Source organism: Mycobacterium sp. (assembly GCF_035623875.1).
Taxonomy (GTDB): Bacteria; Actinomycetota; Actinomycetes; order Mycobacteriales; family Mycobacteriaceae; genus Mycobacterium.
On record NZ_DASPSP010000135.1, the window covers coordinates 1 to 26,956 of the forward strand.

The following is a 26,956-nucleotide window of genomic DNA, read 5'->3' on the forward strand; positions in this document are numbered from 1 at the left end:
TTGATCACGTGCGCGGAGATCGATCCGTTTCGCGACGAAGCGGTCGACTATGCGCTACAGCTGCTTCGCGCCGGGGTTTCCACCGAGCTACACGTGTTTCCGCGCACCTGCCACGGCTTCGATTCGCTGCTGCCGGACTGGCCCACTTCCGAGGAATTGTTCGCTCTGCAGGGGGAAGCCCTCCACCGCGTTTGGCACGGGGCGTGAGTGGTGCAGAACCTTCGCCTTTACTGCGCGGCCATGTTTGGCCGCGTGCGGTAGATTGCCGTCGCGACCGGATCAGGAGGACGAATGGCGTGCTGCGATCTCCCAATTGCTGCAAAGGACTGCGACGGAGCCTTCACCGTCGACGCGTCGCGGGTCACTTTCGGGCGCGGCTGCCTGGCGGAGGTGGGTGATAGAGCCAGCGCGCTCGGGCTGCGGCGGGTGGCGTTGTTTACCGACGCCGGCGTGGCCAAACTGCCCATCTTCGCGAAGACACACAACTCGCTTGTCGTGGCTGGACTGGACGTAGTCACCTATACCGACGTGCATGTGGAGCCCACAGACGCGTCTTTTCTCGACGGGGCGCGTTTCGCGCAAGAGGTGAAACCCGATGGCTACGTGTCGCTGGGCGGCGGCTCTGTCATCGACACGTGCAAGGCCGCCAATCTGTACGCCACCTATCCCGCTGACTTTCTGACCTACGTCAACGCGCCCATTGGCGAGAGCAAACCCGTACCCGGCCCGCTCAAGCCGCATATCGCGTGCCCGACCACGGCGGGCACCGGCAGCGAGGTAACCGGCATCACGATCTTCGACCTTCTGTCGCTATCGGCGAAGACGGGCATCGCTTCTCACGCGCTGCGTCCCACCGAGGCGCTCGTCGATCCAGACTGCACCGCGAGCCTGCCACCCGAGGTCGTCGCCTCGGCAGGGCTCGATGTGCTGTCTCACGCATTAGAGTCCTACACCGCGCGGCCCTACGTCCGGCGGCGCGCGCCCGAACGGCCCAGCCTGCGGCCGATGAGTCAGGGCGCGAACCCGTGGAGCGATTTGGGCTGCCGCGAGGCGCTGCGCCTGCTGGGGCAGTTTTTGGAGCGTGCGGTGCACGACGCTTCCGACAGCGAGGCCCGCGAGCAGATGATGTGGGCCGCAACGCTTGCGGGCATCGCGTTCGGCAACGCGGGCGTTCACGCGCCGCACGGCATGGCGTACGCGGTGGCGGGGCTGGTCCATGACTTCCGCCCCTCGGGCTACCCGGCCAATGAGCCGCTCGTGCCGCATGGCATGGCCGTCATCCTCAATGCACCGTCGTCGTTCCGCTTCACGGCGCAGGCGAGTCCGGAGCGGCACTTGGAAGGCGCACGTCTGCTCGGCGCTGACACGCAAGGCGCCGGCGCGAATGATGCGGGCGAGGTGCTAGCCAACGAACTCATCCGCGTCATGCGAGCGGTGCGAATGCCGAACGGGCTCGGTGGGGTGGGATACACCGAAGATGATGTGGTCGCCCTGACAGATGGTGCTTACCCCCAGCAGCGCCTTTTACGGAACGCTCCCCGAGAGATGAGCAAACCAGTTCTGGCGGACCTGTTTCGGCGTGCAATGCGCTACTGGTAGTCAAACCACGCGCACCGGATTTCCACCATGGTCGAATACAACCATGACTCCGTCTTCTGCGGGTCCGCCCGACTCGGACGGGCTCACCAGCCGCGACTTTCCGGTGCTCTGGCCGGTGCTCACGCGATGGGCCGATAACGACATGTTCGGGCACCTGAACAACGCGGTCTACTACCAGCTTTTCGACACCGCGATCAACGGCTGGATCAACACGAATGTCGACGTCGACCCGGTCACCATGGCTGCCCAGGGCATCGTCGCCGAATCGGGCTGCCGCTACTTCTCCGAACTGCATTTCCCGCAACGGCTCGTCGTCGGGCTGGCAATCACCAGGCTGGGCCGCAGCAGCGTCACCTATCGGCTGGGCATCTTCCGGGCGCCCGAAGAAGCCGCCTCCGCAGAAGACGCAGAAGAGCAGAAGCTCGCGGCGCTCGGGCACTGGGTGCACGTCTACATCGACCGCACCAGCCGCCGACCGGTACCGATCCCGGACGCCATTCGCTCGTTGCTGGCGACAGCGTCCGTGCCCTAGGGCTCTCGTTATGCTCGGCCAATGCCGTTTGTGAGCAAGACCGTCGAAGTCAGCGCCGACGCCGCCACGATTCTCGCCATCGTCGCCGACTTCGAGTCGTACCCGCAGTGGAATCAAGAGATAAAAGGACTGTGGGTGCTGGCCCGCTACGACGACGGACGCCCAAGCCAGTTACGTCTCGACGCTGCTTATGAAGCAATCGAGGACACATTGATTCAGGCGGTCTACTACCCGAACCCGAATCAGATTCAGACCGTGATGCAGCAGGGCAATCTGTTCAAAAAGCAGGAGCAGCTGTTCAGCGTCGTGGCGACGGGCGCGACATCGCTGCTGACGGTCGACATGGATGTCGAGACGGAGATGCCGATACCCGCGCCGATGGTCAAGCAGCTGGTCGGCAACGTCTTGGACTACCTGGCCGACAACCTCAAGAAGCGTGCTGAGGAGTTGTCGGCGGATTAGCCCCAGATCCCGCTGCGGTCAAGCGTTTCGGTGAGTCGGCGCGCGCCGTCGGTGAACTGCCAGTGGGTGTGCTCGATGACGGCCGCGGTGTCGCGGCGCCGCAGCGCAGCGATCAGCTTGCGGTGGTTGTCTACTGCGGCCGCACCCCATTCCGGATCGGCGGCGTAGACCATCAACGGCATGTAACGGGCTACATGCAGCAGGAACCAAGCCAACTTGATGCGACCGGTGGCGTGATTGAAGGCCCGGTGAAACGCGAACTCAGTCGCCGCGATCGCTTCGGTGTCCGCGGCGGCGACGGCGGCCGCCAGCACCTCGGTGATGCGTTCAAGATCGTCGATCTCGGCATCGGTGATTTGCTGAGCCGCGGTGGCGGCAAGTTCCTTGGCGATCGTCGCCTGCAACCAAAAGATGTCATCGATGTCCTGCCGGGTCAGCGGCAAGACGACGTGGCCGCGGTGCGGCTCGAGTTGGACCATGCCCTCGCCACGCAACTTCAGCAACGCCTCTCGCACCGGCGTGACGCTGACCCCGAGTTTGGCCGCGGTTTCGTCGAGCCGGATGAATGTCCCCGGCCGCAGTGCGCCCGACATGATCGCGGCCCGCAGGTGGCCCGCGACCTCGTCGGAAAGCTGTGCTCGGCGCAGCGGAACCCGCGCCTCCTGTCGCGCGGAAAGCCCCGTAGAAAAGGGTGCGCTCAGCGAAGTCACCGGGGTTGTCTTCGCGCCGCCAAGATCATAGTGTGATCCAGACAACACCAAGTTTTATCAAATATCAACTCAGGACACGAGTTCGCGACCTGAAAGGAATCGACTAGTTGACCGCAGAGTTGACTGGCCACGAGGCTCGTTCCGGCGCCCTCAATACCGAGCAGCCGTATCTGGCGCGACGACAGAACTGGGTCAATCAACTCGAACGGCACGCGTTGATGCAGCCGGGCGCTCCCGCGCTGCGATTCCTGGGCAACACCGTCACCTGGTCCGAACTTCGCCGCCGCGTCGCTGCGCTGGCCGGCGCCCTGAGCCGCCGACGGGTCGGATCTGGGGACCGGGTGATGATCCTGATGCTGAACCGGACCGAGTTCGTCGAGTCGGTGCTGGCGGCGAACATGATCGGAGCCATCGCCGTTCCGGTCAACTTCCGGCTGACACCGGCCGAGATCGCCTTCCTGGTCGACGACTGCGAGGCCCGAGTAATGATCACCGAACCCGTCCTGGCCGCGGTGGGCAATGGCGTACGCAATATCACCTCGGTGCTGAAGACCGTCGTCGTCGCCGGCGACGCGTCCGATCAAGGGCTGCTGAGCTACGAGGACCTGGTGAGCGAACCCGGCGATCCGGCCGAACCGGTGGACGTCCCCAACGACTCGCCGGCGCTGATCATGTACACCTCAGGCACCACCGGGCGGCCGAAGGGCGCCGTGCTGACCCACACCAACCTGACCGGGCAGACGATGACGGGCCTCTATACCCACGGCGTCGACGTCAACGACGTCGGCTTCATCGGCGTCCCGTTCTTCCACATCGCCGGTGTCGGCAACTTGTTGACCGGGATGCTGCTCGGCATCCCCACGGTGATCCATCCGCTGGGCGCGTTCGACCCCGGGCATCTGCTCGACGTGCTGGCCGCGGAGAAGGTCACCGGGATCTTCCTGGTGCCCGCGCAATGGCAGGCGGTGTGCAATGCGCAGCAGGCGAATCCGCGCGACGTGAAGTTGCGGGTGATGTCGTGGGGCGCCGCGCCGGCATCGGACACCCTGCTGCGACAAATGTCGGAAACCTTTCCCGGGACCCAGATCCTGGCCGCATTCGGCCAGACGGAGATGTCGCCGGTGACATGCATGCTGCTCGGCGAAGACGCGATCCATAAGCGCGGCTCGGTCGGGAAGGTGATTCCGACCGTGGCTGCCCGCGTGGTCGACGAGAACATGAACGACGTGCCCATCGGCGAGGTCGGTGAAATCGTCTACCGCGCACCGACATTGATGAGCGGCTACTGGAACAACCCGGAGGCGACCGCTGAGGCGTTCGAAGGCGGGTGGTTCCACTCCGGCGACCTGGTCCGGATGGACGAGGAAGGTTACGTCTGGGTGGTCGACAGGAAGAAGGACATGATCATCTCCGGCGGAGAGAACATCTACTGCGCGGAGGTGGAAAACGTCCTCGCCAGCCATCCCGGGATCGTCGAGGTCGCTGTCATCGGCCGTCCACACCAGAAGTGGGGGGAGGTGCCGATCGCGGTTGCGGCCGTCGTGGCAGACGGCACCCAACACAGGTTGAGCCTTGAGGATCTCGACGAGTTCCTCAACGAGCGACTGGCGCGCTACAAGCACCCCAAGGGCCTGGAGATCGTCGATGCGCTGCCGCGCAACCCCGCCGGCAAGGTATTGAAGACCGAATTGCGGGCACGTTACGGTGCTTCGGATGCGCCTCAAAGCGCTTACGCGTCAACGGATCCACCGAGGGACCGGTTTAGCTGACATAACGAAGAACCCGCAGGTCAAATTTGATGAAAGGCCAATAGTGCGGATGCTATGCACGCTCAGGAGCCCATCGGGTATGGTCCTGTGGTCTGCCTTACTACCTGTGAGTAGGGAGACGGAGGTCACACACCTAGGGACGGGGCAAGGAGGAGGCGTGCGACACGATCAGCCGCTTCGGCGCCAGGTGCGCGGTTGCCCCGTGGAGGGGTGTCAGTGATGACGCAGCCACGAGTCAGCGATTACGTCCGCGACCAGTTTGGCCCGGGGCTGGTCCTCGTCGGCGGCTTCTTCCGGATGTGTGTGCTAACCGGAAAAGCGTTGTTCCGCGTGCCATTTCAATGGCACGAGTTCATCTTGATGTGTTGGTTCATCATCAGGGTCTCGCTCATGCCGACCATGGCGGTCGCGGTGCCGGTGACGGTGCTTTTCGATTTCGTGTTCAACCTCCTGCTGATCCAGGCCGGCGTCGGTGACATCTCGGGAGCGGGCACGGCGGTCGCTGTGATCACCCAGATCGGCCCGATCGTGACCGTGTTGGTGGTGGCCGGCGCCTGTGCGACGGCGATCTGCGCTGACCTGGGCGCGCGCACCATCCGCGAGGAGATCGACGCGATGGAGGTGCTCGGCATCGACCCCATCCACCGGCTGGTGGTACCCCGGGTCGTGGCCATGTCCACAGTCGCTATGTTGCTCAACGGCCTGGTGAGCATGATCGGCCTGGTTGGAGGCTACATTTTCGGGGTCTACCTGCAGAACATCTCGGGGGGCGCCTACCTGGCCACGTTGACCCTTGTCGTCGGACTGCCCGAAGTGCTAGTCGCAACGTTCAAGGCCTTCATCTTCGGGCTAATCGCGGGCCTGGTGTCCTGCTACCGGGGGCTGACCGTGCGGGGCGGCCCAAAAGGCCTGGGTATTGCCGTCAACGAGACTGTGGTGATGTGCGTGGTCTTTTTGTACGCGGTGAACGTGGTGCTGACCGCCATCGGCGTGCGGTTCGGAACGGGGGCGCGCTGACATGACGACACCTCAAGTACTGCGCGCCCGCTTCCCGCGGGCAGCCGAAAACCTTCGTCGCTATGGCTCCGCCACGACCCGATCACTTGACGAGGCCGGGCGACTGGGCTGGTTCACCGTGATGGGCGGTCGCGACATAGTGTTCGCGCTGACCCGTTACCGCCGCGAAGTCCTGCGGTTGATCGCCGAGGTCGGCATGGGCACCGGCGCCATGGCCGTCGTAGGCGGCACCGCCGTAATCGTCGGTCTGGTGACGGCGTCCTCCGGCTCGCTGGTCGCACTGCAGGGCTTCTCGACGCTGTCCCACGTTGGTCTCGATGCGCTCATGGGGTTCGTCGCCGCACTGATCAATGTGCGTCTTGTAGCCCCCGTTGTCACCGGCGTCGTGCTGGCGGCCACGGTCGGCGCCGGCGCTACCGCCGAACTAGGCGCCATGCGGATCAGCGAGGAGATCGACGCACTGGAGGTGATGGGCATCAATTCGATGGCGTATCTGGTGTCCACCCGGGCGCTAGCCGTGCAGGCGGTAATCGTCCCGCTCTACGCTCTGGCGCTGATCTCGTCGTTTGTGGCTCCGCAGCTCGTCACGACAGTCTTGTACGGACAACCCTCCGGCAGCTATCAGCACTACTTCAATACATTCTTGCGCCCCAATGACGTGTTCTGGTCCTTCGCCGAGATGATCGTTGTCGCCGGGGTGGTGATGCTGATCCACTGCTACTACGGATATAACGCCAGCGGCGGTCCGGTCGGCGTCGGTGAAGCTGTCGGCCGCTCGATGCGGTTGTCGCTGGTTGCGATAAACGTGGTACTCATTTTGTTTGAAATGACCCTCTACGGCGTCAACCCGAACTTCAACTTCACGGTGTAGCCGCCATGACGACTCCGCAGGGGAAGATAAACAAGCCGCCGCTTCAGCCGTACCGGGTGGCCGGTGTGGTCGTTATGTTGGTCATTGCGCTGGTGACGTGGTTGGCATACCTGCAGTATCGGGGGGATTTCACGCCGAAGACCCAATTGACGATGCTGTCATCGCGGGCGGGTTTGGTGATGGATTCCGGCGCGAAAGTCACCTATAACGGGGTGCAGATCGGCCGGGTGGCCAACATCTCCGAGATCACCCAGGACGGCAAGCCGGCGGCCAAGTTCATTCTCGACGTTTATCCGAGGTACCTCAAGCTGATTCCGGCCAACGTGGACGCGAGAATCGTGGCCACCACGGTCTTCGGCCAAAAGTACGTGTCGCTAACTGCGCCGAAAAACCCGCTGGCGCAACGAATCACACCGGCAAATGTGATCGACGCCAGGTCGGTGACGACGGAGATCAATACGCTGTTCCAGACGATCACCTCGATCACCGAGAAGGTGGATCCGGTCAAGGTCAACCTGACCCTTTCTGCGGCCGCACAGGCGTTGAGCGGGTTGGGCGATAAGTTCGGACAGTCGATCATCAACGGCAGCGCCGCGCTCGACGAAATCAATCCGCGCATGCCGATACTCCGCCACGACACTCAGCAATTGGCGACTCTGGGTGATGTCTACGCCAGCGCGTCGCCCGATCTGTTCGATTTCCTCAACAACGCGGTGACCACGGCGCACACGATCCACCAGCAGGAAAACGATCTGGATCAGGCATTGCTGGCGGCGGCCGGCTTCGGCCATACCGGCGCCGACATCTTCAACCGCGGCGGACCGTATCTCGCCCGCGGGGCCGCCGATCTGGTGCCATCGGCTCAGTTGCTCGACACCTACAGCCCGGAGGTGTTCTGCGCCATCCGAAACTTGCACGATGCCGAACCGGACGTCGCCGCGTATACCGGTGGCTTCAACGGCTATTCGCTGCGGTCCGAGACCGAAATATTCTCCGGGCTGGGGCTGACTCTGAGTCTGCCAGGACTCGGCCTCACCCTCGCTTCAATGGGGCTCCTCGGGCTGGCCGGAGTGGTCGGTGGGGCGCCCAATCCGTATGTCTACCCGGAGAACCTGCCGCGAGTAAACGCGCACGGCGGGCCGGGCGGTGCGCCGGGTTGCTGGCAGCGCATCACCCGTGATCTCTGGCCCGCACCCACGCTGGTGATGGACACCGGCGCCAGTCTCGCTCCGTATAACCATATCGACACCGGCTCACCGTACGCAGCTGAGTACGTCTGGGGCCGCCAAATGGGGGACCAAACGATCAACCCATGAAAATCACCGGTACCGTCGTCAAGCTCGGCATCATCTCCCTGGTGTTGCTGTTCTTCACTGGTTTGATCATCGTGGTGTTCGGTCAGATGCGCTTCGATCGGACCAACGGCTACACCGCGGAGTTCAACAATGTCAGTGGGCTGCGGGCCGGTAATTTCGTTCGCGGCTCCGGGGTGGAGATCGGCAAGGTCAAAGACATAAAGCTGATCGACAACGGTCATCGGGTACGGGTCGACTTCGACGTCGACCGCTCGGTACCGCTGTACCAGTCCACGACCGCCCAGATTCGCTACCTCAACCTGATCGGTGACCGCTATGTCGAACTCAAGCGCGGAGAAGGCGAGGGCGCGGACCGGGTCCTGCCGCCCGGCGGATTCATCCCGCTGTCGCGCACTTCGCCGGCCTTGGACCTCGACGCGCTGATCGGCGGTTTCAAGCCGCTTTTTCGGGCGCTGGACCCGGACAAGGTCAACAACATCGCGTCAGCGATCATCACCGTCTTCCAGGGTGAAGGCGGCACCATCAACGATATCCTCGACCAGACCGCACAACTGACCGCCCACATCGCCTCGCGTGACGAGGCGATCGGCGAGGTGGTCAAGAATCTCAACATCGTGCTGGACACCACCGTCAGGCACCGGCAGCAGTTCGACCAGACCGTCGACAATTTCGAGAAGCTGATCACCGGACTGAACAACCATGCCGACCCACTGGCGGCCGGCACCGCGAATATCAGCAACGCGGCCGGAACGGTGGCCGACCTGCTCGCCGACAACCGGACCCTGCTGCACAAGACCCTCAACTACGCCGAGCCCATCCAGCAAGGGGTCATCGACCAGAAAGACTTGTACGACGATCAGATCCGCCGGACGCCGATCGGAATGAACATTGTGGGCAACGCCGTCGGCAACTACGGCGACTGGGTCAACTTCTACTTGTGCGATCTCACCCTGAAGACCAATGGACTGCAGCAGGGCGGCCCGGTCCGCACGGTCAAGGTCTGGTCGCAGCCGACGGGTAGGTGCACGCCGAAATGAGAACGCTGGAACCCGCCAACCGGCTGCGGATCGGCCTCATGGGCCTCGTCATAATGGTGCTGGTCATTGCCTTCGGCCAAAGCTTCACCAGTGTGCCGATGTTGCTCGCCCAGCCCACCTACTACGGGCAGTTCACCGACAGTGGTCAAGTGAATAAAGGCGACAAGGTACGCATCGCCGGCGTGGACGTCGGCAAAGTCGAGGGCATCAAGATCGACGGCGATCACATCGTGATGAAATTCACGACCGGAAGCCACACCATCGGCACCGAGAGCCGGCTGGCGATCAGGACCGACACCATCCTGGGTAAGAAGGTGCTTGAGATCGAGCCGCGGGGCGCCCAGACGCTGCGGCCTCGTGGCATGCTGCCGCTGGGGCAAAGCACTACCCCTTACCAGATTTACGACGCGTTCTTCGACGTCACCAAGGCCGCCGCCGGCTGGAACATCGACACCGTCAAGCAGTCGCTGAATGTGTTGTCGCAGACCATCGATCAGACTTATCCGCACCTGAGCGCCGCGCTAAAGGGGGTGGCCGACTTCTCCGACACCATCGGCAAACGCGACGAGCAGATCACGCATTTGCTCGCGCAGGCCAACCAGATCGCCAGCATCTTGGGCGATCGAAGCCAACAGATCGACCGGTTGTTCGTCAACTCCAACAGCTTGTTGGCCGCGTTAAACGAACGCGGTCGGGCGCTCAGCGCGCTGCTGAGCAACGTGTCGGCATTTTCGGCCCAGGTGCAATACCTCATCAACGACAACCCGAACCTGAATCACGTCTTGGAGCAGCTGCGCACCGTCAGCGACCTGCTGGAGGCCCGCAAGAACGACCTGGCTGAATTGCTCAAAACGATCGGTAAAACCACCGCGGGTCTGAACGAGACTGTTGGGTCGGGACCGTACTTCAAGGTGCAGCTGTCCAACTTGCTGCCGCCCTGGATCCTGCAGCCGTGGGTGGATGCCGCGTTCAAGAAGCGCGGGATCGACCCGGAGGAGTTCTGGCGCAACGCGGGGCTGCCGGCGTTCCGGTTCCCCGACCCCAATGGCACCCGGTTCCCAAACGGTGCACCACCGCCGGCACCGCCGGTGCTGGAGGGCACCCCGGACCATCCGGGTCCGGCTGTCCCGCCGGGATCGCCTTGCGCGTACGCCCCGGGCCCCGGCGCCTTCCCGACTCCTGTGAACTTCCTGCCCTGCGCGATGGCAGGTGGCGGCCCGTTCGGCGACAACCCGTTGGCGCCGACCGACATCCGCTCGTCGCCGCCGAACCCCAACGGCCTGCCCCCGACACCGGGGATCCCGATCGCCGGGCGGCCGGGCGCCCCGCCGCCGGACGTGCCGGGCACACCGGTGCCGATAGCGCCGGGACCGCCCGGGGCGCGCACCGAACCGCTGGGGCCCCCCGGTCCGACCCCGCCGCCGTCGACCTTCGCACCCGGGCTGCCGCCCGGATCTCCGGCGCCACCGGGACCCGGCAATAACCTGCCGGCACCGTTGATCCCCAACACAGGTGGAGCTGGAGGTAGCGGCGCGCAGGGAGGTAGCCAGAATTGAGCACCGTCTTTGATTTCCGCAACCTCCGGCTGCCGAAGCTGTCACGGGCGTCGGTGATCATCGGCGCGCTGGCGATTGTGCTGGCGCTTGTCCTCGCGTTCGTTGGGATCCAGCTGTACAAGAAGCTGACGAACAACACTGTGGTGGCCTACTTCCCGGCGGCCAACGCGCTGTACTCCGGGGACAAGGTCGAGATCATGGGTGTGAAGGTCGGTGCGGTCGACAAGATCGAGCCGGCTGGCGACAAGATGAAGGTGACCTTTCACTACTCCAACAAGTACAAAGTGCCCGCCGACGCGCAGGCGCTGATCCTCAACCCCACCCTGGTGGCGTCGCGGTTGATCCAGTTGGAGCCGCCCTATAGGGGCGGTCCGGTGCTGGCCGACAACGCGGTGATCCCGGAGGAGCGCACCCAGGTGCCCACCGAGTGGGACGAGCTGCGCAACACGATCAGCAACATCATCTCCAAACTCGGCCCCACCAAGGAGCAGCCCAAGGGGCCCTTCGGCGACGTCATCGAGGCCTACGCCAATGGGCTGGCCGGCAAGGGCAAGCAGATCAACACCACCTTCAACGACCTGTCGCGGGCGCTGACCGCGCTCAACCAGGGCCGCGGCGACTTTTTCGCGGTGGTGCGCAGCCTGGCGCTGTTCGTGAACGCCCTGCACGCCGACGACCAGAAGTTCGTGGCGCTGAACAAGAACCTGGCGTATTTCACCGACTACTACACCCAGACCGACCGGGATCTGGCCAACGCCCTACAGCAGGTCGACAGTCTGCTGACGACACTTCGGCCGTTCCTCGACAAGAACCACGAGGTGCTGACGCACGACATCAACAACCTGGCCGACACGACCAACACGCTGGTCCAACCCGACCCGATAAACGGTTTGGAAAAAGGCCTGCACGTGCTGCCGACGGCGCTGTCGAATGCCAATCTGATTTACCACCCGGCGCAGAGCGCCATTGTCGGCCAGCCGGCGGGGCTTGTCGGCGGCACCGAGGGCTTCGCGAACCCGATGGAACTCATCTGCAGCGCGATCCAGGCGGGCAGTCGGCTGGGCTACCAGGAATCCGCTGAGCTCTGTGCGCAGTACCTGGCGCCGATTCTCGATGCGATCAAGTTCAACTACCCGCCATTCGGGTTGAACCTATTCAGCACCGCCGCGGCGTTGCCCAAGGAGGTCGCCTACTCCGAGCAACGGCTGCAGCCGCCGAACGGCTACAAGGACACCACCGTGCCCGGGATCTGGGTGCCCGACACACCGTTGTCGCACCGCAACACCCAGCATGGCTGGATCACCGCGCCGGGTATGCAGGGCGTCAAGGTGGGGCCGGTCACCGCGGGCTTGTTGACCCCCGAATCGCTTGCCGAACTCATGGGCGGGCCAGACATCGCACCGGTTCAATCAAACCTGCAGACCCCGCCGGGCTACCCGAATGCCTACAACGAGGCGCCTGGTCCGCTGCCCTACATCGGGGTGCCGGGCAACCCGGCGCCGATACCGCCGCCACCGCCAGGACCCGAAGTGATCCCCGGTCCCGTCGCACCGACGCCGGCGCCGGTTTCGGGGCCCGCACCTGGGCCGGCACCGGCGGGACCAGCGCTGCCCGCTGAGGCGGCGGCCGCACCGGCAGGAGGGGGCCAATGAAGCGACTGATGTGCCAGACCCGCCACCGTGCCTGGCAGGGCCTGGCTCTGCTGGTGGCCGCACTGCTGCTGAGCTCCTGCGGCTGGCGCGGTATCTCGAATGTGCAGATCCCCGGCGGCCCGGGCAGCGGAGCTGGCTCCTACACCATCTACGTGCAAATGCCGGACACGTTGGCCCTCAACGGCAACAGCAAGGTCATGGTGGCCGATATCTTCGTCGGCTCCATTCGCAAGATCGAGCTCAAGAACTGGGTGGCCACCCTGACGCTGGGCTTGGGCAAGAACGTCAAACTGCCGAAGAACGCCACCGCCAAAATCGGACAGACCAGCCTGCTGGGTTCTCAGCACATAGAGCTGGCTGCGCCGCGCGACCCGTCGCCAGAACTGCTGAAGAACGGCGATACCATCCCGCTCAAGAACTCGTCGGCGTACCCCACCATCGAGCAGACGCTGGCCAGCCTCGCCATGATTCTGCGCGGCGGCGGAGTCCCCAATCTTGAGACGCTGCAGAACGAGGTCAACAACGTCCTGACCGGCCGGGGTCCTCAGATCCGCGCGTTCCTCGGCAAACTGGACACCTTTACCAGGCGACTCAACGAGCAACGGGACGACATCACCCACGCTATCGACTCCACCAACCGGTTGCTGGCCTACGTGGCTACCCGGTCGGATGTGCTGGATCGGTCGCTGACCGAATTCCCGCCGCTGATCAAGCATTTCGCCGACAAGCAACAACTGTTGATCAACGCGGTCGATTCGGTGGGCCAGCTCAGCCAAGCTGCCGATCAATACCTGTCCGAGACGCGCGGCCCGCTGCACCAGGACCTGCAGCTACTCCAGTGCCCGCTGAAGGAACTGGGCCGCGCATCGCCTTATCTGCTCGGCGCGCTGAAGCTGATATTCACCGCACCGTTCGATCTCGACACCGCTCCGAAGCTGATCCGCGGCGACTTCATGAATTCGTCGCTTGAGGTCGACTCGACGTTGTCGGCGATTGACAACGCATTCCTCACCGGGACTGGGTTCTCTGGCGCGTTGCGGGCATGGGAGCAGTCGTTTGGTCGGGACCCCGCGACGATGATTCCCGACGTGCGCTACACGCCGAACCCGAACGACGCCCCCGGCGGACCACTGGTGGAGAGGGCGGACAGGCAATGCTGACTCGTGTCATCAGGCGCCAGCTGGTCCTGTTTTCCATCCTGACCGTGGTTTCCCTTGTCGTGTTGGGTTGGTATTACCTGCGCATTCCGACTCTGGTGGGCATCGGCCAGTACGAGCTGAAGGCCGACCTGCCGGCCTCTGGCGGTTTGTACCCCACGGCCAACGTGACCTATCGCGGTATCACCATCGGCAAGGTGACCGATGTCGAGCCGACCGAGCAGGGCGCCCAGGCGACGATGAGCATCGCCAGCCAGTACAAGATCCCGCTCGATGCGTCGGCGAACGTGCATTCGGTGTCGGCGGTTGGTGAGCAGTATCTGGACCTGGTGTCGTCGGGCAAGCCGGGCGGGTTCTTCTCGCCCGGACAGACCATCACCAACGGCACGGTGCCGAGCGAGATCGGCCCTGCGTTGGACACTGCCAACCGTGGGTTGGAGGTGCTGCCGAAGGAGAAGATCGGCCAGTTATTGGACGAGACCGCGGAATCAGTCGGCGGATTGGGTCCGGCGTTGCAGCGGCTGGTCGACTCCACCCAGGCGATCGTCGGTGACTTCAAAACCAACATCAACCAAGTCGACGACATCATTCAGAACTCGGCGCCAATCTTGGACAGCCAGGCCGTCTCGGGTAGCGCGATCGACCGTTGGGCGCACAACCTGAACATTTTGGGCGCGGAGTCCGCTCAAGAAGACTCGCATCTGAAAAGCATTCTGTCCCAAGCGGCGCCGACCGCCGATCAGGTCAACTCGGTGTTCAGCGACGTCCGCGATTCGCTGCCGCAGACGCTGGCCAACCTTGAGATCGTGATCGACATGCTCAAGCGCTACCACCCCGGAGTCGAGACGGTGCTGGTGTTCTTGCCGCAGCTCGGGTCTCTCGTGCAGTCGATAAACGCGCCGTACGAAAAGGACCACCAGGCTGCGCTGGACCTGTCGTTGGCGATTAACTACCCGCCGCCCTGTTTGACCGGGTTTTTGCCGGCACCGGAGTGGCGCTCGCCGGCGGACACCAGCATCGCGCCGCTGCGCTCGGGACAATACTGCGCGATCCCGCAGGATTTCCAGGCGAACGTGGTGCGCGGCACGCGCAACATGCCGTGTATGGATGTCCCGGGCAAACGCGCGCCGTCGCCGCAAGAGTGCCGCAGCAACAAACCGTACGTGCCGCTGGGCACCAACCCGTGGTTCGGCGATCCCAACCAGATCCGGAACTGCCCGGCGCCCGGCGCCCGGTGCGATCAGCCGGTGGATCCCGGCCACGTGATACCGGCGCCATCGGTCAACAACGGCCTGAACCCACTGCCCGCCGACAGGCTGCCGCCAGCAGGGCTGACGCCGCCGCCGATCAGCGATCCGCTGCAGCGGCCAGGGTCAGGCAGCGTGCAGTGCAACGGGCAGCAACCCAACCCGTGTACCTACACTCCGGGCGGACCTCCGGCAGCCATCTATAGTCCGATGAGTGGCGAGGTGATGGGCCCTGACGGTTCTAAATACTCCGTCAACAACTCGAGCAACACAGGAGATGACGGATGGAAGGAGATGCTGGCGCCAGCCGGCTGAACCCGAACGATACCGACGATTCGTCGTCTTCCGAGGTGACGGCCGAGGATTCGGCAGAATCCGAGGTCGGAACTGAGCAGACCAGCACCGAGGTGACGGCCGAGGATTCGGCAGAATCCGAGGTCGCGGACGATTCGGCAGAATCCGAGGTCGCGGCGGACGATTCATCGGAATCGGAGGCCGTCACCGAGGCAACCGCCGGCGATGCGACCGAGCCGGCGGACGACGGGGGAAACCCTTCGCGTCTGGGCCGCAGCTGGCTGGTCGCTATCACGGCAGCACTCATCGCGCTGACCGCCGGTGTCGGGGCGGGCGGCTACCTGGCACTGCGTTACGGCTGGGACAGCCAGGCCACCGCGCACCGAGACGACGCGGCCACGCAGGCCGCCAAGGATTGTGTCTCGGCAACCCAGGCGCCCGACACAACAGCGATGGCCGCTAGCGCGCAGAAGATCATCGACTGTGGCACCGGAGCTTTCCGCTCCCAGGCGATCTTGTACAGCAGTTTGCTCGTCGAGGCCTATCAGGCTGCCAACGCTCAAGTGCGAGTGTCGGATCTTCGCGCGGCAGTGGAACGCAACAACAACGACGGTTCGATCGATGTGCTGGTGCCACTGCGCGTAAAGGTGTCCAACAGCGAATCGCAAAACCAAGAAGCGGGCTACCGCTTGCGGGTGACGATGGTGGCCGACGACGGCAAGTACCGGATCGCGAAGCTCGACCAGGTGGCCAAGTGACGGTGCTGGTCGAGCAGACCGAGACCACACCGGTAGTCGAAGAACCAGCGCCGAATGCGCTGGCGGGCTGGCACATTCGCGCAGCTGCGTTCGTCGTCGATGTGCTACCCGGCCTCGCCGTGGTGGCGACGATGGCGTTGGTCTGGTTGGCGGTGCCGCTGCGCAGCCTGTGGTGGTGGTTAAGCCTTTTCGTCCTGGCCGGCGCGGCGCTGCTGACCATGATGAACCGGGTGGTGGCGCCGGCGGTCCGCGGTTGGAGCCTGGGACGTGCGCTGATGGGGATTGCTGTCGTGCTTCCGGACGGGGCTTCCGCCGGAGTGGGGCGACTGCTGTGCCGAGACCTCGCCCACCTGCTCGACACCATCTCGGTATTCGTTGGCTGGCTGTGGCCGCTGTGGGACCCACGACGGCGTACCTTCGCGGACTTGCTGCTCGGCACCGAAGTGCGCCGAGTCGAGCCGGATCGTCGGCCCCCCGGCATGGGGCGAAAGGTGCCTATCGTCGTGTCCGCCGCGGCGCTGCTCTGCATCGCCGGCGCCGGATCCAGCGTCGTGGCGGTCTACCTGCCTGATCGGGCCTCCGACCAGACGCGCGACGCCATTTCGGCGCAGGGACCGAAGATCGTCACCGAGATGCTGACCTACGACCCGAAATCCCTCAAGCAGCAATTCGCGCGGGCTCAATCACTGACGACCGAGAAATACCGGCCGCAGTTGGTCAAACAGCAGGAGACGGTGCAAAAAGGTCACCCAGTCGTCAACGAGTACTGGTTTACCGACAGCGCGGTGCTCTCGGCAGCGCGGAATAAGGCCACGATGCTGGTGTTTCTGCAGGGCCACCGCGGGGGAGGAAACGAGCAGCGCTTCATTACCGCCACCGTCCGGGTTTCCTTCGTCAAGGCCGCAGGCGCGCGTTGGCTCGTCGATGATCTGACCGTGCTGACGAAGCCCAAGCAGCCGGGCAAGGGCGGAAAATGAGCCCCCGCCGCCGAATTCAGCCCGGCGATGTGCCGCTATTTACCGAGCAGGTGCCGAAGTCAACGCTGTGGTCGAGGTTGCCCGTCCGGCTGGCCCTACCGCGGCAGTGGTGGAAGCCGTCTCGGGATTGGGCGATGCCCGTGGCCATGGTTGTCGCGGGAGTGATTGCGGCAGGCGGGATCACGACGTCGGCCTACGTTCTGGTCAACCAGAGATCGCACCACCAGGTGGCGATGAAAGACGTCGACGTACTCGGCTTCGTTCGAGCATTCATGACAGGCTTCACAACGCTGGATCCGTTTCACGCCAACGCCTATGTGGAGCGGATATTAGCCCACGCGACAGGCGATTTCGCCAAGCAGTACCGTGACAAGCAGAACGAGATCCTCATCCAGATCGCCCAGGCCGAGCCGACCAAGGGCACCACTCTCGATGCCGGCGTGGAAAGATGGAACGACGACGGCAGTGTAAACATGCTGGTGGCCACCGACGTCACGTACAAATCTCCGGACCAAAAGCAAGTAATCGATAACACAAATCGTTGGGTGGTAACCGCTCAGCGGGAAGGCGACCAGTGGAAGATCAGCAGCCTGCAGCAGGTGATCTGACCGACGAGATTCCCGATCACCAGTCGGGAGATGGGTCCGTCGAATCCGACGTTGCCGAAACCGAAGCCGCGCAACCCGAATCGGAGGCTTCGGAGGCTGAATCCACGATCGACTCAGTCGGCGGCGACGAAACCGACGATGACACTGCCGAAGGCGAAGAGCCGAAGGCCGATGAGACGGCGGAGGAAGCCGAAGCTGGCCTGCGGCAACGACGGCCGGCCGGCAAGTGGTCGGTCATCGCTGCGGCTGTCGCCGCAGTACTGTTCGTTGGCTCCGCGGCGTTCGCAGGCGCGACAGTTCAGCCGTATCTGGTCGATCGGGCTACCGTGGCTACCAAATTGCGAATCGCGCGCACCGCCGCCAATGCGATCACGACATTGTGGACCTACACCCCGCAAAACATGGACAAGCTGGCAGATCGGGCAGCGCAATATCTCAGCGGTGATTTCGAGGCTGCCTACCGCAAATACATCGACGCGATCGCGGCGCCCAACAAGCAAGCCCAGGTCACCAACACCACGGAGGTCACTGGAGCGGCTGTGGAATCACTGAACGGGCCGGATGCTAGCGCCCTCGTCTACACCAACACCACATCCACCAGTCCGGCCAACAAAGACATTCCCTCACTGAAGTACCTGTCCTATCGGCTGGTCATGAAACGTGACCACGCGCGGTGGCTGGTCACCAAAATGACCACCATCACCTCGCTGGATCTGACGCCCAAGTTCTAAGGCAGCGCGCCGAAAGGGACACCGACCGCATGGCCGCTGACATGATGGCCTCGCCGGTATCGGACCGACTGACAGTTGCAGCGTTGTTGCTGTTGACGTTCGCGACCGGGCTGGTCGATGCGATCAGTGTGCTGGTGCTCGGGCACGTGTTCGTCGCGAACATGACGGGAAACATCATCTTCCTCGGGTTCTGGTTCGTCCCCAGGGCGGGCGTTGATCTGACCGCCGCAATCGTTGCGTTCGTCGGATTCCTTGCCGGCACCGTCATCGGCGGCCGGCTGGTCCGACATCTCGGCGTGCACACCCGCCGGTGGCTCACCACGTCGCTGGGCATTGAGGTCCTCGGGTTGACGGCGTTGTCGATCCTGGCCGGTACGGGTGTGCTGAGCTATCAAGCCAACACCAAGCTCCTTCTGATCGTCGGGCTGGCAATAACATTCGGTGTGCAGAACGCGACGGCACGCCAGTTCGGCATTCAGGAGCTCAGCACCACCGTGCTGACGTCGACGGTCGTCGGCATCGGTGTCGACAGCCGGCTGGCCGGCGGCACCGGGAAACGCGAAAAGCTGCGCTACAGTGTCATTTTGGCGATGTGCGGGGGTGCCATCGTCGGTGCCACGATGTCGCGGTTTGCCGTCGCTCCGGTGTTCGCCGTGGCTGCCGGGGTGGTGGCGGTCAGCCTGCTGATCTTTCGGTTGGGGCCCGATCGCACCGCTGCCGAAGCTAGTTGAACGCGAGCCAGCTAGGCAGTGAGCGCTCGCGCGAGTCGCAAAGCACCTGGCGGGTATCGCAATTACCCTTCGGTACGCCGGCCCCGGCCCACATGCCACCGGTATCGCGGCGCAGCACGATCGCCGACGACCCGCCGCCGTCGAGCAAGACGGCGGTGTCGCTGCCCAAGCCGCGGAACAGGTCTTGGATGTTGTCCGGCGTGTAGCCGCCGCCTTGGAAGACATACATCTCGTCTCGGGGCCTCGAATACGCGAGCGCCGTGCGCGCTGCACTGGGACCGCCGTCGTTGAGCTGGCCGGTATTGCCCGGAGATAACAGGCCAAGCCCACTGACCGCGACAAACGACTCATCCCGGTCTACCAAGCCGTTGACGACCGAGGTGGCCGCGTCGTAGTCATGGCCATCCCTGCCGCCTTTGGGCCACAACACCGTTGGCGCACCATGGGTCGGCAGGATCATCGTCGCCAAGGCGCTCCAATTCTCACTTCCGCCGGAGAGGCCTTGTTTACCCGCATAGGGAATCGTGCCGGTGACGGCCTGATTGGCCCGGCCCTGGCCACGAGTGTTGTCGACGTAGGCTCCCAGCGGTGAACTACAGCCCGTGGACCGCCACGAGCCGCCGTTCTGCCCGCGAACGTCGAAGAAGTTGGCATTAATGGCGATCGTCGGCTGCCCCATCACCTGCCACGCCTGCACCGGCGCGTAAGTCTCCGAGGCCTGCATCAACCCGTCGCCGGTGCGCGCCCCGGGATTGCGTTCGCAGCGTGCTTGGAATCCGCGATGGCTGTCCACCAGTAGATGCGGTGAAAGCCGTTGCGAGGCACCCTTGATGATCATCAGGTGGCCACCGCTGGTCCCGTCATACCAGCTGCCGCCCGCGTTGAGCATCGGTGCCGGATGCCCGCCGCCGAAGTTGTACACCAGATAGGAGCCTTGGGTACTCGCGATGGCATTGGCCAGCAGGTCACGCGCCTCGGCCCGCGCGACCGGCTGCCCGGTGCTGGTTGTCAGCGCCAGGCACAGCGTCACCCCGGCGCAGCACGCTGCGGCACGCCGGAAGGCGGCGGCGAGAGACGGCACGGTTGCCCTTTCGGCGCGAAAGTTGTTACAACTAGGACAACATCAACCGCGGCCATAACGCAGTAAACTTGCATAACAGTCGCGTGACGGTTTAGGCGCGGTCCAATTACGTTCGGCCGCTGGCAATTTCCAGCTACTCGCCCGGCGTCGGTCGGACGTCGTCGTCGCCTCGAGCCCCGGCGGAATCCGGTGATAACCGCGGCGATCGGGAAATGTCGCAGATTGTGCCCCCAGGTCACCATCTCGTCGATTTGAGTAGGCCCGACTTGTACAGCCCCACCAGTCGTGGCGTCTCGACATGCGAGTTGCCGCCGCCGAAGATGTTGCCTTTCAGCGTCTTCTGCGGCATGGTGAACAAAAACAAGTTGAGTTTGACGTCGACGTCGGTCATTGCGCCCATGCCCGTCACGACGCAGGTACCGGTCTTGGCGGTCAGTGTCATCGCCTCTTCGACCATCTCACCGCGCATCTCGCCGACCGCGATGATGAGCTTGTCGGCCATCAGCCCATAGGTCAGGTCGATCATCGGCGCGATGGCGGATGCCATCGACTCGTAGACATGCGTGGCGCCGAAGTTGATGGCCTGCTCGCGTTTGAACTCGACCGGATCGATCGCGATGACGTGCTTGGCGCTGGAGAGCACAGCACCCTGCAGTGCGCTCATCCCGATGCCGCCGACGCCGACAATCGCGACGGTCTCACCCGGCGCTACCTGGGCGACGTTGGTGGCCGACCCGAATCCAGTCGGCACCGCGCAACCCTGGATCGCGGCCGACTCGAACGGCACGACGGGATCGCCGAGGTCGATCTCGTCGATGCGGAACTCCGAATTGAGCTCCCACAGCAGCGCGCCTTTGGTCTTCACCCGAGCGACCTTAAGCTAACGAGTGGCTTGAGCTGCGGTAATAGCTGCCTACACGGTGTTGTGCGGTATCCCGATGGTCAGCCCGCCGTCGATGACGAACTCTCCGCCGGTGGAGTACGAAGACTCGTCGGAGGCCAGGTAGACGACGCAGGCGGAAACCTCGTCGGGATTGGCGCCGCGACCCAACGGGATCTGCAGGTAGCCCTCGGGGAAGCCCGCGGTCATCGGGGTGCGGATCAGCCCGGGATGGATCGAGTTGACCCGGATGCGGTGGGGCGCCAACTCCAACGCCGCGGCCTTGGCCAGGCCGCGCACCCCGAATTTCGATGCGACGTAGCCGTAGAGTCCCGGGCTGCCGCGCAGACCTTCGACGGAGGAGGTGTTGATGATCGAACCGCCGCGGGCCGCGATCATCGGTTCGACGGCGGCTTGCATGCCCAAAAACGTCCCGGTGAGGTTGACGTCGATGATCTTCTGCCAGTCGGCCAGCGGGAAGTGCTGCAGGGTGTTGCCGTTGACGATCCCGGCGTTATTCACCAAGACGTTGAGCGTGCCGAACTCGCGCAGCGCCACGTCGACGGCCGCCTTCCACTGATCGGGCTGCGTCACGTCAAGGTGGACGAATCGCGCCGCTCCGTTCCTGATCGAGCCCAATTCCTTTGCCAGCGCGTTGCCTTCGTCATCGAGGATGTCGCCGGCGACAACTCTGGCCCCTTCAGCGATCAGCGCCCGCGCATGCGAAGCGCCCATACCGCGGGCACCGCCACTGATCAGTGCAACTTTTCCGTCTACGCGTCCCATGGTGGGTCAGGCTACCCTGGGTCGCAGCAGCGTCTGGGCGTGCCTGAGCGCGGCGTCCAGGTCGGGTGCGAGTTCGAGATGGCCGACGACCCACGATCATGACCCTGGTGCACGGACGGCCGGCGCATCCCGGATGGTCAACGCCGTCCCGGCGGTGTGCGAAGCGCAGCCGGGTCTGCTGTCGGCGCTGGATTTGCCGCTGATCACCGGCGCGGGGTTGGTCCGGTCGGTGCTTGGGCCGTCACCGGACAGCCGGCTCTTCTAGCGGCTCAGAGCCATTGCGGCAGGCCAAATTTTGCGAACAGCGTGGTGTCGAGGAAAGCCACCACATGGGACACCCCGTCGGCGCGCATATCCAGCACATGTAGCTGGAATGGCAGGTGCTGCTCGCCGTCGCGCATGTACATCGCAGCGCAGTCAACGGGATCAGGCGCATATCGCCGGGCGCCTGGGCGGGGCATTGTTGGTGGATGAGCGCGGCGATGGCCTGCGGACCCTGATACCAGCCGACGAACGGCGGCATCTCCCAGATCGTCTCGCTGGTGAACAACTCCGCCAGCCGGTCGATGTCGTAGGCCTCGAAGGCCGCGACGTAGCGCGTCAACCGGTCTTGTGTGTCCGCCGAATCCGGCGTGGCCAGCTGGTCTCCGGAGCTGGGCCCGGCAGCCTCCAGTAGCGAGCGCGCACGCTGCAGCAGGCTGTTCACGGCGGCCGTGCTGGCGACCGCGTCCGACATCCGGTCCGCGCGGCGACGGCCGCGGGACGCGCCGCGCCGGGGATTGGGTCTACGCTGCCCCTGATGACAACCACCCGTACCGAACGAAGCTTCGACGGCGTGGGGGGCGTGCGCATCGTCTACGACGTCTGGACCCCCGCGGACATCGGGGTCACACCGCGTGCGGTGGTCGTCCTCTCGCACGGGCTGGGTGAACACGCCCGGCGGTACGACCACGTCGCTGCGCGGTTCGGCCGGGACGGGCTGGTGACCTACGCGCTGGACCACCGCGGACATGGCCGTTCGGGTGGCAAGCGGGTGCTGGTCAAAGACATCTCCGAGTACACCGACGACTTCGACACTCTGGTCGGTATCGCGTCCAAAGAACACCCCGGGCGCACGCGGATCGTGCTCGGCCACAGCATGGGCGGCGGCATCGTGTTCGCCTACGGCGTCGAACACCCCGATGACTACGACCTAATGGTCCTCTCCGGACCGGCGGTGGCGGCGCAGTCGGCCGTGTCGCCGCTGCTGGTGCTGGTGGCCAAGACTCTCGGCGCGATCGCGCCGGGTTTGCCGTTGCAGGAACTCGACGCCAGCGCGATATCCCGCGACCCGGCGGTGGTGAACGCTTACAACACCGACCCGCTGGTACATCACGGCAAGGTTCCCGCCGGTGTCGCTCGCGCGCTGCTGACGGTCGGCGAGACGATGCCGCAACGGGCCGCCGCGCTGACCGCGCCACTGCTGGTCGTGCACGGATCCGAGGACAGGCTGATCCCCGTCGACGGCAGCCGTCAACTGGTCGAGGCCGTGGGCAGTTCCGACGTCGAGCTCAAGGTCTATCCCGGCCTGTATCACGAGGTGTTCAACGAGCCGGAGCAGGATCAAGTCCTCGACGATGTTGTCTCGTGGATCAACGCCAGACTGTGAATCGTCGGCACGGGCAGCGGCGGCTTGCACCAGGCGGGTACGACGGAACGTCATACGGTTCATTTAGTTTGGTGGCATGAGCGACGACAAGATGCTGGCGCGGATCGCAGCGCTGTTGCGTCAGGCCGAAGGCACCGACAACGCCCATGAAGCGGAGGCGTTCATGGCGGCCGCGCAACGGCTGGCCACGGCGACGTCGATCGACTTGGCTGTGGCGCGGTCGCATGCGGACAAGCGCACGCCGGTGCAGACGCCGGTCCAGCGCACCATCACCATCGGCGCGGCCGGCACCAGGGGATTGCGGACATATGTGCAGCTCTTCGTGGTGATCGCGTCCGCGAACGACGTGCGCTGCGACGTGGCGTCCAACTCGACGTTCGTGTACGCCTACGGGTTCGCCGAGGACATCGACGCTACCCACGCGTTGTACGCCAGCCTGGTGGTTCAGATGGTGCGGGCGTCGGACGGATACATATCTTCTGGTGCGCACCGGCCCACTCCGACGATCACCGCCCGACTGAATTTTCAGCTCGCATTCGGTGCCCGGGTCGGTCAGCGGTTGGTCGAGGCCCGCGAGCAGACCCAGCGCGAAGCGAAGAAGGATCGCCGTCGTCCGCCGGGGACCGCTATCGCGCTGCGGGACAAGGAAATCGAACTTCGCGACTACTACCGCACAGCGTCGAGGGCGCGGGGCACCTGGCAGGCTAGCCGGGCTTCGGCGGGGTATTCGTCGGCGGCGCGGCGGGCCGGGGACCGAGCCGGTAAGCGGGCGCGGCTGGGAACCGGCCCTGAGCTCTCCGGGGCGCGGACCGCGCTGGAGCGGTGAACGTCGAGGAATCGGCTGCGCGGGATTGGCAGCGGTCGAAGGTCTATGCCGCTGAGGAATTCGTCCGGACGCTGTTCGACCGCGCCGCCGAACACGGATCACGCAGCGTCGAGTTCTTCGGCGCGCAGCTGACGCTGCCGCCGGAGGCGCGGTTCGGGTCGGTCCCGGGGGTGCAGCGCTACGTCGACGATGTGTTGGCCTTGCCGGCGGTACGACGGCAGTGGCCTAACGTAGCCCCGCTGACGGTCCGGGCACGCCGGGCCGCTACCGCGGCTCACTACGAAAACCGTGACGGCACCGGCATTATCGCCGTCCCCGAGCTCGATACCGCGGACTGGGCGATGCGTGAGCTGGTGGTCCTGCACGAAATCGCGCATCATCTGTGCGACGCACAGCCGCCGCACGGATCGCAGTACGTCGCGACGCTGTGCAACCTGGCCGAGCTGGCGATGGGGCCCGAACTCGGGCACGTGCTGCGGGTGGTATACGCCAAAGAGGGTGTGCGGTAGCCAGACAATTGTGTGCCGCGCGACCAACCGGGATTAACCTTGGCAAGGTGAGCGATGCAGGCGCCGCGCTGCCCATCGATACCGCGGCCGACCTCCGTGCACGCGAGATCGAGACGCAAATGACCGACGACGAGCGGTTCTCTTTGCTGGTTAGCGTGATGGGTGCCAACGACTTGTTGCCAGTCCATGATGCGCGCATACCGCCGGAGATTCCCGCCAGCGCCGGTTATGTTCCCGGTATTCCTCGCTTAGGCGTGCCTGCACTGCTGATGAGCGATGCCAGTCTCGGCGTCACCAATCCCGGCTACCGGCCAGGTGACACTGCGACCGCCCTTCCGGCGGGTCTGGCACTGGCGGCCAGCTTTGACCCTACGCTCGCGCGCGCTGCGGGCGAGGCGATCGGCCGAGAGGCGCGCAGCCGCGGTTTCAACGTGCTGCTGGCAGGCGGAATCAACCTAGCACGCGATCCGCGCAACGGCCGCAACTTCGAATACCTCTCGGAAGACCCGCTTTTGAGCGCCACGATCGCGGCTGAGTCGATCAACGGCATCCAGCAGCAAGGTGTCATATCGACGATCAAGCACTACTCGCTGAACTGCAACGAAACCAACCGGCATTGGCTGAACGCCGTCATCGACCATGCTGAGCATCGCGAATCTGATCTGCTGGCCTTCGAAATCACCATCGAGCGATCACAGCCTGGAGCAGTGATGACCGCGTACAACCAGGTCAACGGTCAGTACGCCGGCGGGAACGATGCCATGCTCAACGATGTGTTGAAAAACGCCTGGGGATACCGCGGTTGGGCGATGTCCGACTGGGGTGCGACGCCGAGTTGGGAGTTCGCGGTCAAGGGCCTCGACCAGGAATCCGGTGCGCAGATCGACGCGCTGTTGTGGCAGGGTGAGGCGTTCACCGACCGGCTGAGGGCCGCCTTCGCCGACGGGAAGCTGTCCCCACAGCGCTTGTCGGACATGGTGCGCCGGATCCTGCGGTCGATATTCGCCGTCGGCGCCGACCGCTCGGACAGCGCGCCCGCGCCCGATATGGCCGCGCATCACCGGATCGCATTGCAGATCGCGCGACAGGGCATCGTGTTGTTGAAGAACAATGGCGTGCTGCCAGTTTCGTCCCTGGCAGCCCGACACATCGCGGTGATCGGCGGCTGCGCGCAGATCGGTGTGCCGACCGGATGCGGGTCAAGTGCCGTGGTTCCGCCCGGTGGCTACGCCGCTGTGTTCCCGATCGGCTGGCCGGGTGGTCTGCGCAATCTCTACCTGCTGCCCTCGTCACCGGTAATCGAACTGAGAAAGCAGCTCGCGGCGGCACGGATCGAATTCGACCCCGGCATCAGCCCGGCAGAGGCGGCGCTGGCGGCGCGCCGCGCGGACGTCGCAATCGTGTTCGCGGTCCGCGTGGAAAGCGAGGGTTTCGACAGTGTCGACCTGTCGCTGCCGTGGGGTCAGGACGCGGTCATTGCCGCGGTCGCGGATGCCAATCCCAATACCGTTGTGGTGCTGGAAACCGGCAACCCGGTTGCGATGCCATGGCGAGACGCGGTCAACGCCATCGTCCAGGCCTGGTACCCCGGTCAGGCCGGCGGTCAGGCCATCGCGGAGGTCATCGCCGGTCGGGTCAATCCGTCTGGCCGGTTGCCGGTTACCTTCCCGGTCGATCTCAGCCAGACACCTCGTCCTGAGCTGCCAGGGATCGATGCCCCCTGGGGCTCTTCGACAACCATCCACTACACCGAAGGCGCCGAGGTCGGCTACCGCTGGTTCGTCAAACAGGGCCACACCCCGATGTTCGCTTTCGGTCATGGCCTGTCCTACGCCAACTTTGAACACCGCGACCTGACCGTGGCCGGCGGCGACACCGTCACCGCCAGCTTCACCGTGATTAACACCGGCGATCGCCGCGGCGCCGACATCCCGCAGCTGTATTTGACCGGGGCGCCCGGTCAACGACGGATGCGATTGCTGGGATTTGAGCGGGTCGACCTGGAGCCGGCCGAATCTCGGCTGGTGACGATCGAGGCGGATCCTCGGCTGCTTGCCCGCTACGACGGTGCCGCCGGGAGCTGGCGGATCGCCGCGGGCAGCTACGCGGTGGCGGTGGGGGCCTCGGCGGTAGACCTCGAACTGACCGCCGAGATCGAGCTCGCCGGCCGGGCCTTCGGACGATGACCGGCCAGCGCAAGCG

General features: G+C 64.6%; 25 protein-coding genes and 3 pseudogenes. 23 read left to right on the top strand and 5 right to left on the bottom strand.

Features of this window, described 5'->3' with window-relative positions:
* The 4 genes from VEI45_RS10760 to VEI45_RS10775 form a co-directional block, all read left to right on the top strand.
* Window positions 1-207: alpha/beta hydrolase (locus VEI45_RS10760; protein ID WP_324852939.1), on the top strand; the 207-nt coding region annotated here is incomplete at its 5' end.
* A gap of 84 nt (window positions 208-291) precedes the next feature.
* Window positions 292-1,599, top strand: coding sequence for a hydroxyacid-oxoacid transhydrogenase (locus VEI45_RS10765; protein ID WP_324852941.1), 1,308 nt, complete (start codon window positions 292-294; stop codon window positions 1,597-1,599).
* A gap of 43 nt (window positions 1,600-1,642) precedes the next feature.
* Window positions 1,643-2,131: a thioesterase family protein gene (locus VEI45_RS10770; protein WP_324852943.1), complete on the top strand. Its 489-nt coding sequence runs from the start codon at window positions 1,643-1,645 to the stop codon at window positions 2,129-2,131.
* Window positions 2,132-2,152: 21 nt separating this feature from the next.
* Window positions 2,153-2,593 (top strand): SRPBCC family protein, encoded by a 441-nt coding sequence (locus VEI45_RS10775; RefSeq protein WP_324852945.1) that lies wholly within the window; start codon window positions 2,153-2,155, stop codon window positions 2,591-2,593.
* Here VEI45_RS10775 and VEI45_RS10780 read toward each other — a convergent pair.
* Window positions 2,590-3,294 carry a GntR family transcriptional regulator gene (locus VEI45_RS10780; protein ID WP_324853026.1) on the bottom strand — a complete coding sequence of 235 codons (705 nt, stop codon included), beginning with the start codon at window positions 3,292-3,294 and terminating at the stop codon, window positions 2,590-2,592. The two genes, VEI45_RS10775 and VEI45_RS10780, sit on opposite strands and share 4 nt — an antisense overlap.
* Window positions 3,295-3,410: 116 nt before the next feature.
* Between VEI45_RS10780 and fadD5 the strand changes: the two genes are divergently transcribed.
* The 14 genes from fadD5 (at window position 3,411) to VEI45_RS10850 (ending at window position 19,024) form a co-directional block, all read left to right on the top strand.
* Window positions 3,411-5,072 carry a fatty-acid--CoA ligase FadD5 gene (fadD5, locus tag VEI45_RS10785; protein WP_324852947.1) on the top strand — a complete coding sequence of 554 codons (1,662 nt, stop codon included), beginning with the start codon at window positions 3,411-3,413 and terminating at the stop codon, window positions 5,070-5,072.
* 219 nt (window positions 5,073-5,291) lie between these two features.
* Window positions 5,292-6,089 carry an ABC transporter permease gene (locus VEI45_RS10790; RefSeq protein ID WP_324852949.1) on the top strand — a complete coding sequence of 266 codons (798 nt, stop codon included), beginning with the start codon at window positions 5,292-5,294 and terminating at the stop codon, window positions 6,087-6,089.
* A 1-nt stretch (window position 6,090) separates the two neighbouring features.
* On the top strand, window positions 6,091-6,960 hold the full coding sequence (locus tag VEI45_RS10795) for an ABC transporter permease (protein ID WP_324852951.1): 870 nt from the start codon (window positions 6,091-6,093) through the stop codon (window positions 6,958-6,960).
* Between the two features lie 5 nt (window positions 6,961-6,965).
* Complete coding sequence (locus tag VEI45_RS10800) at window positions 6,966-8,276, top strand: MCE family protein (RefSeq protein WP_324852953.1); 1,311 nt, start codon at window positions 6,966-6,968, stop codon at window positions 8,274-8,276.
* On the top strand, window positions 8,273-9,313 hold the full coding sequence (locus VEI45_RS10805; protein ID WP_324852955.1) for a virulence factor Mce family protein: 1,041 nt from the start codon (window positions 8,273-8,275) through the stop codon (window positions 9,311-9,313). The genes VEI45_RS10800 and VEI45_RS10805 overlap by 4 nt, the downstream gene beginning before the upstream one ends.
* A complete protein-coding gene (locus VEI45_RS10810) occupies window positions 9,310-10,869 on the top strand; it encodes an MCE family protein (protein ID WP_324852957.1) in 1,560 nt (519 codons plus the stop codon). The genes VEI45_RS10805 and VEI45_RS10810 overlap by 4 nt, the downstream gene beginning before the upstream one ends.
* On the top strand, window positions 10,866-12,521 hold the full coding sequence (locus VEI45_RS10815; RefSeq protein WP_324852959.1) for a virulence factor Mce family protein: 1,656 nt from the start codon (window positions 10,866-10,868) through the stop codon (window positions 12,519-12,521). Before VEI45_RS10810 ends, VEI45_RS10815 begins: the two co-directional genes overlap by 4 nt.
* Window positions 12,518-13,681 (top strand): virulence factor Mce family protein, encoded by a 1,164-nt coding sequence (locus tag VEI45_RS10820; protein WP_324852961.1) that lies wholly within the window; start codon window positions 12,518-12,520, stop codon window positions 13,679-13,681. The genes VEI45_RS10815 and VEI45_RS10820 overlap by 4 nt, the downstream gene beginning before the upstream one ends.
* Window positions 13,675-15,240, top strand: a complete 1,566-nt coding sequence (locus tag VEI45_RS10825) for an MCE family protein (RefSeq protein ID WP_324852963.1) — start codon at window positions 13,675-13,677, stop codon at window positions 15,238-15,240. The genes VEI45_RS10820 and VEI45_RS10825 overlap by 7 nt, the downstream gene beginning before the upstream one ends.
* The gene (locus VEI45_RS10830; protein ID WP_324852965.1) at window positions 15,210-15,977 is read left to right on the top strand and encodes an Mce protein; all 768 of its coding nucleotides are present in this window, start codon (window positions 15,210-15,212) and stop codon (window positions 15,975-15,977) included. The genes VEI45_RS10825 and VEI45_RS10830 overlap by 31 nt, the downstream gene beginning before the upstream one ends.
* Window positions 15,974-16,954, top strand: a complete 981-nt coding sequence (locus VEI45_RS10835) for an RDD family protein (protein ID WP_324852967.1) — start codon at window positions 15,974-15,976, stop codon at window positions 16,952-16,954. Before VEI45_RS10830 ends, VEI45_RS10835 begins: the two co-directional genes overlap by 4 nt.
* Window positions 16,951-17,562: a mammalian cell entry protein gene (locus VEI45_RS10840; protein WP_324852969.1), complete on the top strand. Its 612-nt coding sequence runs from the start codon at window positions 16,951-16,953 to the stop codon at window positions 17,560-17,562. Before VEI45_RS10835 ends, VEI45_RS10840 begins: the two co-directional genes overlap by 4 nt.
* Entirely contained in the window at window positions 17,529-18,293 is a 765-nt protein-coding gene (locus tag VEI45_RS10845) for a mammalian cell entry protein (RefSeq protein ID WP_324852971.1), read from the top strand. The genes VEI45_RS10840 and VEI45_RS10845 overlap by 34 nt, the downstream gene beginning before the upstream one ends.
* Before the next feature lie 29 nt (window positions 18,294-18,322).
* Window positions 18,323-19,024: a YoaK family protein gene (locus tag VEI45_RS10850; RefSeq protein WP_414687449.1), complete on the top strand. Its 702-nt coding sequence runs from the start codon at window positions 18,323-18,325 to the stop codon at window positions 19,022-19,024.
* Here VEI45_RS10850 and VEI45_RS10855 read toward each other — a convergent pair.
* The 3 genes and pseudogenes from VEI45_RS10855 to VEI45_RS10865 all read right to left on the bottom strand — a co-directional run bounded on the left by VEI45_RS10855 (window position 19,017) and on the right by VEI45_RS10865 (window position 21,771).
* Complete coding sequence (locus VEI45_RS10855; RefSeq protein ID WP_324852973.1) at window positions 19,017-20,105, bottom strand: phosphodiester glycosidase family protein; 1,089 nt, start codon at window positions 20,103-20,105, stop codon at window positions 19,017-19,019. The two genes, VEI45_RS10850 and VEI45_RS10855, sit on opposite strands and share 8 nt — an antisense overlap.
* A gap of 218 nt (window positions 20,106-20,323) precedes the next feature.
* Window positions 20,324-20,901: pseudogene (locus tag VEI45_RS10860) on the bottom strand (zinc-binding dehydrogenase); the annotation flags it as partial.
* A 117-nt stretch (window positions 20,902-21,018) separates the two neighbouring features.
* A complete protein-coding gene (locus VEI45_RS10865; RefSeq protein WP_324852975.1) occupies window positions 21,019-21,771 on the bottom strand; it encodes a glucose 1-dehydrogenase in 753 nt (250 codons plus the stop codon).
* Window positions 21,772-21,837: 66 nt separating this feature from the next.
* On the opposite strand from VEI45_RS10865, the pseudogene VEI45_RS10870 reads away from it, so the two are divergent.
* Window positions 21,838-22,036: pseudogene (locus VEI45_RS10870) on the top strand (dihydrodipicolinate reductase); the annotation flags it as partial.
* 4 nt (window positions 22,037-22,040) lie between these two features.
* On the opposite strand, the pseudogene VEI45_RS10875 reads toward VEI45_RS10870, so the two are convergent.
* Window positions 22,041-22,492 (bottom strand): annotated as a pseudogene (locus VEI45_RS10875) (nuclear transport factor 2 family protein); the annotation flags it as partial.
* A gap of 78 nt (window positions 22,493-22,570) precedes the next feature.
* On the opposite strand from VEI45_RS10875, the gene VEI45_RS10880 reads away from it, so the two are divergent.
* The 4 genes from VEI45_RS10880 to VEI45_RS10895 all read left to right on the top strand — a co-directional run bounded on the left by VEI45_RS10880 (window position 22,571) and on the right by VEI45_RS10895 (window position 26,940).
* Window positions 22,571-23,419 (top strand): lysophospholipase, encoded by an 849-nt coding sequence (locus VEI45_RS10880; protein WP_324852976.1) that lies wholly within the window; start codon window positions 22,571-22,573, stop codon window positions 23,417-23,419.
* A gap of 76 nt (window positions 23,420-23,495) precedes the next feature.
* On the top strand, window positions 23,496-24,245 hold the full coding sequence (locus VEI45_RS10885) for a DUF2786 domain-containing protein (RefSeq protein ID WP_324852978.1): 750 nt from the start codon (window positions 23,496-23,498) through the stop codon (window positions 24,243-24,245).
* Window positions 24,242-24,754 (top strand): TIGR04338 family metallohydrolase, encoded by a 513-nt coding sequence (locus VEI45_RS10890; RefSeq protein ID WP_324852980.1) that lies wholly within the window; start codon window positions 24,242-24,244, stop codon window positions 24,752-24,754. Before VEI45_RS10885 ends, VEI45_RS10890 begins: the two co-directional genes overlap by 4 nt.
* 119 nt (window positions 24,755-24,873) lie before the next feature.
* Entirely contained in the window at window positions 24,874-26,940 is a 2,067-nt protein-coding gene (locus VEI45_RS10895) for a beta-glucosidase (protein WP_324853030.1), read from the top strand.
* Window positions 26,941-26,956 lie beyond the last annotated feature (16 nt).

Excerpts from the sequence above, each read along its gene's own strand:
- VEI45_RS10765 (WP_324852941.1), top strand. The coding sequence starts at position 292 with ATGGCGTGCTGCGATCTCCCAATTGCTGCAAAGGACTGCGACGGAGCC.
- VEI45_RS10810 (WP_324852957.1), top strand. The coding sequence starts at position 9,310 with ATGAGAACGCTGGAACCCGCCAACCGGCTGCGGATCGGCCTCATGGGC.
- VEI45_RS10790 (WP_324852949.1), top strand. The coding sequence starts at position 5,292 with ATGACGCAGCCACGAGTCAGCGATTACGTCCGCGACCAGTTTGGCCCG.
- VEI45_RS10820 (WP_324852961.1), top strand. The coding sequence starts at position 12,518 with ATGAAGCGACTGATGTGCCAGACCCGCCACCGTGCCTGGCAGGGCCTG.
- VEI45_RS10805 (WP_324852955.1), top strand. The coding sequence starts at position 8,273 with ATGAAAATCACCGGTACCGTCGTCAAGCTCGGCATCATCTCCCTGGTG.
- VEI45_RS10830 (WP_324852965.1), top strand. The coding sequence starts at position 15,210 with ATGGAAGGAGATGCTGGCGCCAGCCGGCTGAACCCGAACGATACCGAC.
- VEI45_RS10775 (WP_324852945.1), top strand. The coding sequence starts at position 2,153 with ATGCCGTTTGTGAGCAAGACCGTCGAAGTCAGCGCCGACGCCGCCACG.
- VEI45_RS10865 (WP_324852975.1), bottom strand. The coding sequence starts at position 21,771 with ATGGGACGCGTAGACGGAAAAGTTGCACTGATCAGTGGCGGTGCCCGC.
- VEI45_RS10885 (WP_324852978.1), top strand. The coding sequence starts at position 23,496 with ATGAGCGACGACAAGATGCTGGCGCGGATCGCAGCGCTGTTGCGTCAG.
- VEI45_RS10840 (WP_324852969.1), top strand. The coding sequence starts at position 16,951 with ATGAGCCCCCGCCGCCGAATTCAGCCCGGCGATGTGCCGCTATTTACC.
- VEI45_RS10850 (WP_414687449.1), top strand. The coding sequence starts at position 18,323 with ATGGCCGCTGACATGATGGCCTCGCCGGTATCGGACCGACTGACAGTT.
- VEI45_RS10825 (WP_324852963.1), top strand. The coding sequence starts at position 13,675 with ATGCTGACTCGTGTCATCAGGCGCCAGCTGGTCCTGTTTTCCATCCTG.
- VEI45_RS10895 (WP_324853030.1), top strand. The coding sequence starts at position 24,874 with ATGACCGACGACGAGCGGTTCTCTTTGCTGGTTAGCGTGATGGGTGCC.
- VEI45_RS10770 (WP_324852943.1), top strand. The coding sequence starts at position 1,643 with ATGACTCCGTCTTCTGCGGGTCCGCCCGACTCGGACGGGCTCACCAGC.
- VEI45_RS10795 (WP_324852951.1), top strand. The coding sequence starts at position 6,091 with ATGACGACACCTCAAGTACTGCGCGCCCGCTTCCCGCGGGCAGCCGAA.
- VEI45_RS10880 (WP_324852976.1), top strand. The coding sequence starts at position 22,571 with ATGACAACCACCCGTACCGAACGAAGCTTCGACGGCGTGGGGGGCGTG.
- VEI45_RS10800 (WP_324852953.1), top strand. The coding sequence starts at position 6,966 with ATGACGACTCCGCAGGGGAAGATAAACAAGCCGCCGCTTCAGCCGTAC.